10 protein-coding genes, 2 tRNA genes and 1 pseudogene are annotated in these 8,442 nt (G+C 46.6%); 6 read left to right on the top strand and 7 right to left on the bottom strand.

What is annotated here, in order from left to right:
• Nucleotides 1-115: 115 nt before the first annotated feature.
• Nucleotides 116-616, top strand: a pseudogene (locus EWV68_RS13210) (HAD-IA family hydrolase); the annotation flags it as partial.
• Nucleotides 617-703: 87 nt separating this feature from the next.
• Here the strand turns inward: EWV68_RS13210 and EWV68_RS13205 are convergent.
• A tRNA-Leu gene (locus EWV68_RS13205) sits at nucleotides 704-789 on the bottom strand.
• A gap of 172 nt (nucleotides 790-961) precedes the next feature.
• On the opposite strand from EWV68_RS13205, the gene ndhL reads away from it, so the two are divergent.
• Genes ndhL through EWV68_RS13190 form a run of 3 tightly spaced genes read left to right on the top strand, consistent with a single transcriptional unit; the run spans nucleotide 962 to nucleotide 1,961 of the window.
• The gene (gene ndhL, locus EWV68_RS13200) at nucleotides 962-1,201 is read left to right on the top strand and encodes an NAD(P)H-quinone oxidoreductase subunit L (RefSeq protein ID WP_002732218.1); all 240 of its coding nucleotides are present in this window, start codon (nucleotides 962-964) and stop codon (nucleotides 1,199-1,201) included.
• A gap of 21 nt (nucleotides 1,202-1,222) precedes the next feature.
• A complete protein-coding gene (locus EWV68_RS13195; protein WP_002751981.1) occupies nucleotides 1,223-1,528 on the top strand; it encodes a DUF3007 family protein in 306 nt (101 codons plus the stop codon).
• A 4-nt stretch (nucleotides 1,529-1,532) separates the two neighbouring features.
• Entirely contained in the window at nucleotides 1,533-1,961 is a 429-nt protein-coding gene (locus EWV68_RS13190; RefSeq protein WP_002795887.1) for an ATP-dependent zinc protease family protein, read from the top strand.
• Nucleotides 1,962-2,282: 321 nt separating this feature from the next.
• On the opposite strand, the gene EWV68_RS13185 is transcribed toward EWV68_RS13190, so the two are convergent.
• Together EWV68_RS13185 and ldpA are read right to left on the bottom strand one after the other, a co-directional pair.
• Nucleotides 2,283-4,028, bottom strand: a complete 1,746-nt coding sequence (locus EWV68_RS13185; protein WP_502705773.1) for a R3H domain-containing nucleic acid-binding protein — start codon at nucleotides 4,026-4,028, stop codon at nucleotides 2,283-2,285.
• A 117-nt stretch (nucleotides 4,029-4,145) separates the two neighbouring features.
• A complete protein-coding gene (gene ldpA / locus EWV68_RS13180) occupies nucleotides 4,146-5,147 on the bottom strand; it encodes a circadian clock protein LdpA (protein ID WP_287170041.1) in 1,002 nt (333 codons plus the stop codon).
• A gap of 357 nt (nucleotides 5,148-5,504) precedes the next feature.
• Here ldpA and EWV68_RS13175 point away from each other — a divergent pair, with 357 nt between their 5' ends.
• Nucleotides 5,505-5,816, top strand: coding sequence for a hypothetical protein (locus EWV68_RS13175; RefSeq protein WP_002795891.1), 312 nt, complete (start codon nucleotides 5,505-5,507; stop codon nucleotides 5,814-5,816).
• 33 nt (nucleotides 5,817-5,849) lie between these two features.
• Here the strand turns inward: EWV68_RS13175 and EWV68_RS13170 are convergent, their stop codons facing one another.
• The 4 genes from EWV68_RS13170 to surE all read right to left on the bottom strand — a co-directional run bounded on the left by EWV68_RS13170 (nucleotide 5,850) and on the right by surE (nucleotide 8,171).
• Nucleotides 5,850-6,182 (bottom strand): hypothetical protein, encoded by a 333-nt coding sequence (locus EWV68_RS13170; protein WP_260324508.1) that lies wholly within the window; start codon nucleotides 6,180-6,182, stop codon nucleotides 5,850-5,852.
• A 190-nt stretch (nucleotides 6,183-6,372) separates the two neighbouring features.
• Nucleotides 6,373-6,594 carry a hypothetical protein gene (locus EWV68_RS13165; protein ID WP_002759686.1) on the bottom strand — a complete coding sequence of 74 codons (222 nt, stop codon included), beginning with the start codon at nucleotides 6,592-6,594 and terminating at the stop codon, nucleotides 6,373-6,375.
• A gap of 135 nt (nucleotides 6,595-6,729) precedes the next feature.
• Nucleotides 6,730-7,311, bottom strand: coding sequence for a DUF3727 domain-containing protein (locus EWV68_RS13160; RefSeq protein ID WP_061432293.1), 582 nt, complete (start codon nucleotides 7,309-7,311; stop codon nucleotides 6,730-6,732).
• Nucleotides 7,312-7,358: 47 nt separating this feature from the next.
• Nucleotides 7,359-8,171: a 5'/3'-nucleotidase SurE gene (gene surE / locus EWV68_RS13155; RefSeq protein ID WP_125730866.1), complete on the bottom strand. Its 813-nt coding sequence runs from the start codon at nucleotides 8,169-8,171 to the stop codon at nucleotides 7,359-7,361.
• A 56-nt stretch (nucleotides 8,172-8,227) separates the two neighbouring features.
• On the opposite strand from surE, the gene EWV68_RS13150 reads away from it, so the two are divergent.
• A tRNA-Arg gene (locus EWV68_RS13150) sits at nucleotides 8,228-8,300 on the top strand.
• The last annotated feature ends 142 nt before the right edge of the window (nucleotides 8,301-8,442 follow it).

Here is an 8,442-nt window from a genome sequence, read left to right as displayed (position 1 = left end):
TCTGTTCTCGGTTTTCATCTTGTAGGGATTCTTGCTTTTTCCCTATCTACCCAGATATTTTTCTTTTTGGCAACCCTTGTCTTGTCAGGTTTTGACCCACTTGTGTCCGTCAGTCAGCCTTAGTTCCCAAGAAATTATTAAACAATCCCAAGTTTCCCCCGTTAAAATCCCTTTTTTACTCTATCGAGTTAAACGGGAATTAAATAAACAAATTGAATGTCTGAAACCTTTCCATGGCTGGCATCACTGCCTCGCCACTCTTAAAGAAAGAGGCTATAGATTAGGAATAATAACTTCTAATACCAAGGAAAACGTCACCATATTTTTAGCAAATAATCAACTCTTAAATTTATTTGATTTTATCTATTCGGGAACGCCTTTATTCGGCAAACACAAAATTATCGATCGCCTGATTCGAGAAAATAAATTCTGTCTCGATGAAATGATTTATGTCGGCGATGAAACTAGAGATATCACTGCTGCCCAAAAAAGTCGAGTGCAAGTGGTGGCCGTCGCTTGGGGCTTTAATTCCCCTCAAATTCTCACTCAATTTAACCCCGATCATCTCATTCATCATCCCCTAGAATTATTGGATATTTTAGATAGGGCTGGCTGAAAAAGTTTTTCCTAGGGGCAAGGAGAGGCAGTTTGGGCATTTGTACTAAAATTACCAATACTCAGTTTAAATATAGACTTCGATCGATGGGGGCAGAGAGACTCGAACTCTCACGAGCTTATAAGGCTCAACGGATTTTAAGTCCGTAGCGTCTACCATTCCGCCACGCCCCCGTTATTTAACCGACAATTTTTTATCATATCACAAATAATTTAATTGGCAAGAGTATTTTCAGTAAATTATTTTAGCCCGCCAATTCGATCGCCACAAAGGGGGAAAGAGGGGGTAAAATAATCAGCAGGTGAATTGCCGTTCACCGACAGCCATTGAGAAAAATCAATCCTTATGCAATCAATTCTGACGCAAGAAACCATTATCATCGCCCTGATCTACCTATCTCTCAGTGTCTTGTATTTGCTCGTCATTCCCGCCGTTATCTACTACTACCTCAATACGCGCTGGTATGTGGCATCTTCTTGGGAAAGAGGGTTTATGTACTTTCTGATGAGCTTTTTCTTCCCCGGTATGCTGTTGTTAAGTCCTTTCCTTAACTTCCGTCCCCAACGTCGTACCCTAAAAGCTTAAGTTATCAACCCAAAAAAACCCATGAGACGCATTGATGTCATCGGGATCGGTATAGGGATGTTTGCTATGGGCGGCATCCTCTACATTATCCTACAAAAAACCGGTTTAGATAGTGCTTCGGCGGGAATTTGGAGTCAAGCGGTGTTGGTGGGTGGTGTCATCGGTTGGATTTTTACCTATCTGTTTCGAGTCGCCACCGATAATATGACCTACGGCCAACAGCGCAAGGATTACGAAGATGCCGTCTTTAAAAAACGTCTGGAAGCGATGACTCCCGAAGAAATCGCCCAAATGCAGCGGGAGATTGAAGAAGAAAAAACTAAATAGACGGATGAAACCCGATAAAATCATCATCGGTTGGCGAGAATGGCTCGATTTACCTGATTTAGGCATTACCAAAATTAAAGCCAAGATTGATACAGGCGCTCGCTCCTCGGCCCTACACGCTTTTCATCTCCACCCTTTTCTGGATGGCGATCGCAATTGGCTGCGCTTTCAAGTTCATCCCTACCAAAAAGATAGTCACCACACTGTCACCACCACCGCAGAAATCCTCGAATGGCGACAGGTAAAAAATTCCGGTGGTCAAAGTCAACTACGTCCTGTTATTAGAACAAGCGTATTACTTGGTGGTCGTCAATGGGCGATCGAATTAACTTTAACTAATCGCGATGTCATGGGTTTTCGGATGTTATTAGGACGAGAAGCGCTGAAAAAAGGCTTTCTTGTCCATCCGAATAAGTCTTTTTTACTGAGTTAAGTTATATTTAGGGTTTGCGGCAAAAAGTTTTTCCTGGGGGCAGGGTGTGGGTTTTACCGATTTTCAGGTGGTCAGTTACCTAATTTTCAGGGAAAAAGTACCGGAATTTTCCCCCCCGATCACTCCCAGGGCGGGTACTTTTTGATTGACAAAAAGTCTAAAGATATTATCCAACAAGGTTTTTAGATTTATTCAGCCAGCCCTAAGTAGCGGGTAAATCTTGGTATTCAGCCAAAGCATTGATAATCCGGACGGCCACCGCACCGATCGCCGCCCCCGTACCCATAATAATTAGCGTGCGTCGCTTCAAATTCCCGACTCCTAAGCTGGATAGATGCGAATACGGCGATTCGGTTCCTCTCCGAAGCTATCGGATTGGAGACGGTAATGTTCCACTAATTCGTGTTGCATTTTCCGCACTTTCGCCGATCGCGGCAGTAACTCCACCGGTTGGCCAGTGGGAATAACGATTTGTTCCACCGCTAACCGGGCCTCCTCCAAAGCTTCGATCTCGTCATCGCTACCGCTGCGGGCAAATAAACGCATATCCGCACCTTCCTGATTCATCGGGTCATCAATGCCCAAAATCCGCTTTAAACCGCGAGAAATTTGGGGCAGGGTATTGGATTTGATGCCGTGGATGGGAATTTGTCTTACTTTGGCAATTTGCCGCAATTTTGACTGATTTTTAACGTGGGAACGCAGGGCCAGCACTGCGTCGGCCTCCTGTAAATCTTTGGTCAAAACGATCGGCAAATCTAGGGCCTGTACTACCTGTTCGATCGGGGCGCGACTGACTCCGTAGGGATAGACATAAACCGGCCAATCTTCGCCATTGGGACCGGGGACGCGGACTTTTTCCGTTTCCGGTTCTTCCTGCAGCCAGGATTGTTCGAGGAGGCGATCGAAATCGTTTTCCCGGTTGAGTCCGCCTGCACCGAAACGGGCCACGGGAGTCATCCGGCCATCGGCCCGCCATCCCTTGGGTTTATCCATTTCCGGCAGATAATTGCCGCGCAAAGGGGTGAGGTTTTCCGGTTTTGGTTCTTCCTGAGCGACCTGTACTTTCCCCTCCTCATCTACCCAACGGATTTGGGCAATTGCTTCCCGTCCCCGCAGCAGTTGGTCGATCGTGGTGGATACGTCCTCGTGGATGACCCAGCGCTGACGTTCCAACATTTCGATGGCAATGTCAAAGGTGGGCGGTGCTTTGCGTTCTAAAACGGTCTTCTGAGAACCCCGGCGGCGCGCTTCTTCGTCTCCGAGAGTTACTGCCTGAATTCCCCCAACTAAATCCGATAAAGTCGGATTTTTAATTAAATTTTCCAATTGATTGCCGTGGGCGGTTCCCACTAACTGCACCCCGCGTTCGGCGATCGTACGAGCGGCTAGAGCTTCTAATTCCGTACCGATCTCATCAATCACGATCACCTCCGGCATATGGTTTTCCACCGCTTCGATCATGACTTGATGCTGCAATTCCGGACGGGCCACCTGCATCCGACGAGCGCGACCGATGGCCGGATGGGGAATATCTCCATCCCCGGCGATTTCGTTGGAGGTGTCGATAATCACTACCCGTTTATTGAGGTCGTCGGCTAAAACTCGGGCTATTTCCCGGAGAGCGGTGGTTTTCCCTACCCCCGGACGACCGAGCAGCAGCAGGGATTTACCCGTTTCCACTAGGTCGTTAATCAGGGTGATCGTACCGAAAACGGCCCGACCGATACGACAGGTTAAACCGATAATTTCCCCGTCTCGATTGCGAATGGCACTGATGCGGTGCAGGGTGCGTTCAATCCCGGCGCGATTATCGCCGCTAAAACTGCCCACCCTGGCGATCGAATACTGGATTTCTTCTTTTGAGATCGGTTCGTCCCCCAGATCGATCGCCCCATCGGGAAAACGCGCTTCTGGTATGCGTCCCAAATCCATAACTACTTCGATCAGTTGATGCTGCCGCGGGTGTTCCTCGATTTTGCCGCGAATCCGAGCGGGTAGAATTGCCAAGAGTTTGTTTAAATCGTCGGTCACTGGCATCCGAGAGGAGGGTAGGGTTTCTGGCATTAATAGTAAAGGGTTTTGGCGATAATTGGCTGTTTTTATTGCCAAGATTTTCTTGGGGTCTAACACATTTAGGGGTTAGTTGTCAATTAAAAAAATATTATAGTTTTTTGACCAAGGCTAGGCTTTCAATTGAGCAACGAGAATAGAAGCGGCTTTAACGGCTTCTTGGTAGGCTTGGGGGTCATTTTCAAGGTTAGGCTGGTCTAAATGCTCTAAAATTGGCAAAATCAATGAACGGGCGTAACTTCCATAGGCAATACCAGCGATTTTTTCTCTCAGTCCCAGTTGCTGTAATTTGGTCACGGTATGGTCATTGGTCCCCCCAGCTAACTGCACAAATCCGGCTAGATTGGCACAGAGGACTTTTTTGGCCATGTTAATGGCCGGGTGGGTGGTTCCTTTGCCGATATCGCCGCTCATCGGTCGGCCGTCAGTCTGCCAAATCAGAGGACAGCTTAGGGGTGAAATAGTTTCTCGCAGATAGTGGAGGTAATCAATGATATATTCATGATCTTGGCAACTTATGGCGAGGATTTTTAGGTTTTTACTGACAGTTGCGATCGCTGGCCAGAGTCGAGCAAATTCCTCTCCATGACCGACTTGGGTATGAATTTCGATCGCATCGACTCCCATTTCGATAATTAAGGGGATAATTTCTTGGGGTTGACAGACACGGGATTTTGTCTCGATTATTTGCCTGGGACAAACGGGTAAGCAGCGACCGCAACCATAACAGCGCTGCTCAATCACTCCTCCCCTATCGATAGCATAAGCGGGACAGATTTTTTCGCAGGGACGGGGACAATCGACCGGACAGAGTTGCGGGTTAAAGACAGCTTTACGAAAGTGGGGATCTTCACCGTCATTGAGACTGACCATCAACCAAGGTCGTCGATTGGGAGATAATCCAGCGATTTTTGCGGCGGTTTCGATGCCTTCTTTGGCCGCAACAATCACGGCCCGGTCGGCGGCCACATCAATACAATCGGCCCCGGCGATAGTATAGGTCAAAGCGAGGTTGCGAATCGTGGGCAAATCTTGGTAACTGGCTCCACAGATGAGCTTGAACCAGTGACCCGCAACTAAGGACTCTAAGGGAGAGGAGTTTTTATCTAGCACTTTTTCATCCTATCGCGCCCAGCCCCTAAATGTCAGCCTTGTGCTGCTCTGATTCTTACCTAGGGTTTGCTGAAAAAGTTTGTTGGTGGGGTTAGGAGTCAGGAGTCAAAAGTCAGGAGTCAGTAGCTGGTCGTTTCAGGCTTTGTTGCCCTCTTTTTTTTGTACCAATTTATGTACTATGAGAGGGATAATGCAAGGTTTTTGAGAGTCCCAATCGGATTTTCGCAGCATGAACATCGGATTTTAACAGGTCAAAAGCCTTATTTTAAAAGGGTTTTACCATTATTCAGCCAACCCTATCTAGGTATCCCCAATCTCGCGAGCGATCGCAATTAAAGAAAATATAGGAGACAGAAAATGGCTAACGAAACCGTTACTTATTCCCTAGAAGCTGTTCTGACAAGGATCGAGGGGAAAATAGACTCCCTACAAAGAGATGTCAATCAAAAATTCGACAAAATCGATGAACGGTTAACCAAAGTAGAAATAGGACAATCGGAGATCAGAGGGGACATTAAAGCCTTAGATGAGCGACTAACTACAGAAATTAAAGGACTAACGACAGGGGTTGCTTATCAGGAATTTACCAACCGGGGGATTTTTATCGCCCTAGTTGTCGCCATTTTAGGAGGGGCAGCTAAACTTTTTGGTTTTTTCCCCAATCCCTGACAGCGATCGCCATCGTTTAGGCTGGGGTTGACACTAAAGACTTAATGTAAATTCTAAAATCCAGTTCCTTGCTTTTAGGTCTTCAAGGGTTAAGGCGAGCGGTTTTCTTCCCCCGACCGATATAGTGTCAAAAGGTGATTCTGGTACATTAGGTACGGAAAATTTAAATGTGCAAGTCCACAACGAAGAATCTTGACTTTGATTAAATCTCCCTTCTCCTAGTTTACCGATTGCCACTATGGTATCGTTAGCATTTCTAATCACGACTGACTGCCCATCATAGATATCTTTAAAAGCTCGATCAGTTGCACAAAGATTACCGTATTGCCAGCGTTGACCAGAAGGCACAGAAGTAAGTACTCGCAACCCTTCCCAAACCTCGATCGAGCCTGTTAGTGTCTAAGGTTGGGAGACAGCACTAGGCGCGATCGCTGTTAGTTGTGCGGCAATCAGGACAGTCGATGATAAAAATTTAATCATACGTTTTTAAATGTAAGCGGTCATTTTTTATCCTATTGATTCTTTTTGGACGAATGCCATCGGCCTCTACATTCAACTATAACCCCAAACGCTGCTTTTGGCGGGCTTTATAGGAAGCTAACAGCCAAATAGAACCAGAAATCAAAGAAGGAGCAAGGACAAAAAAAGTGGCCATGGTTACGGGATGTTCCCGGCCCCAGACCCAATAAATCATCACGGCAAAAATCAAGCCACAGTAAGCTAGTCCTAGAAAGGGGATGCCAATGACTAAAATGGCGAATCGAGTCTCTTTATCCATAAAATATCGGGATGGCAGCAAAGATTTAGCGGATGGGTTCCGCTTGCCCCTCTCTTTACTTATAAAATCCCGAAAGATATACTGTCACTAGATTTATCAAAAATTTTGCCAGGCGGATTTGGTAAAACCGTGTAATTATTCGAGTTCATCAAACAAAAGTTCCTCTAGAATTGGTCCCATACCGTCATCATCGGGGGAAACTAATTCAACTTTCCCTTCCGCATCACCGACGGCTAAGAATAACAAAGGAGCTAGGGGACTGTAAATCGAGTATTTTTGGTCTTCCGAAAAGAAACTGGCGAGAAATTGCAATTCTTCCGGCTCTGATGACGAGGAGGGTTCATCGCCATCAATTTCTAAACTGAGAACATTATCTTCTTCTAGGGGCGGTAATTCACCACTAACAGTCAAGGTGTGGGCAGTGGATTTGAGCAATAGGTCTAATTCTGCTAACACTGCCTTAGCATCGGCGAAAATCCGCTCGATTTCCTCGCTATCTTCGATTAAGAAGGCATCAGATTCTTCTTCCTCCGATTCCTCATCCCAAGCTAGAATCATCACCGGGGTATCCACGGGGACAAGAAGCATATAGGTGAGATCATCGGTTTCATAGGCGTTCTCAATATAACAGTCCAGCGATCGACCTTGCTCATCCCAGAGGGTTATGATATCCGCTTCTTCGAGTTCGTTTTCTTGAAAATTAAATTGAGGGGACATAGGCTCTCAAACGCTAATGATTGAATCAGAATATCATGAGATGATCCTCAATCAAACCAAGAATTCCGGTGCAAATGTTGAAACCCCTGCACATCAGTTAAATTGTATTGTAGGGGCGTGATGGTGATAAAATTCTCGCCAATAGCGCGCACATCCGTAGGCACTTCCGGGGGTAAATGGGTATAGTCCGGTTGTTCGATATCTTCCACCACTTCCCCAATTAACCAGTAATAACTTTTACCCCTAGGATCCAGTCTTTTCTCGAAGGTTTCTTCGTAGCGTCGCAATCCTTGCCTAGTGATTTTCACCCCCTTGATTTCGCCACTACTAACCGGAGGGACGTTCACATTGAGTAAAGTGGGAAGAGGAAAAGGGTTAAGGGCAACTTTCCTGACTAAAGTGAGGGCAAAATCGGCGGCCGGTTGGAAATCACAGGCTTTAAAACTAGCCAGACTAAAAGCAATACTGGGAATACCCTCGATTAAGCCCTCCAGGGCTGCGGAAACCGTGCCAGAATAGAGGATATCGGTGCCGAGATTAGACCCGTGGTTAATGCCAGCTAAAACTAAATCGGGACGCTCTTTGAGGACGGCACTAAGGGCAAATTTCACCGAATCGGCGGGAGTTCCCGAGCAGGACCAAGCAATCACATCGGGATGAAAAATTCCTTCCACCTGTTCGGCCCGGATGGGATGGTGTAAGGTTAAGCCATGACCGGTAGCAGAGCGCTCGCCGTCGGGACAAACTACGGTGACTTGATGGCCCGCAGTAGCGAGGGTGTTAGCGAGGGTGCGGACTCCTAGGGCGGAAATGCCGTCATCGTTACTGATCAGTAGTTTTAAAGGGCGATCGCTAGTCATAGAAATTTCTGCTCTACTGCGTCGGCTAGTGGTATAATATAATAGTATTTTATTGTGGGTACGTAGCTCAGAGGATAGAGCACCAGGTTCCGGTCCTGGGTGTCGGGGGTTCGACTCCCTCCGTACTCGTTCAGAAATCAGGGGTTGGTATTTTGACACTCCCCGCTCTAAAGAGACGGGGATTCTTGGTTCACAGAGATTACTTGCTTAGACAGAATTGCTTCTGAAAAAGTAGAGGTATTCTCTCCCCAAGCGTTTATTGGATCGAGCC

Origin of the sequence: Microcystis sp. M_QC_C_20170808_M9Col (assembly GCF_007095495.1) — a bacterium.
In the GTDB taxonomy this organism is placed as follows: Bacteria; Cyanobacteriota; Cyanobacteriia; order Cyanobacteriales; family Microcystaceae; genus Microcystis; species Microcystis aeruginosa.
Note: the sequence above shows the minus strand (reverse complement) of the source record. Positions and strands in the feature narration are given on the sequence as shown.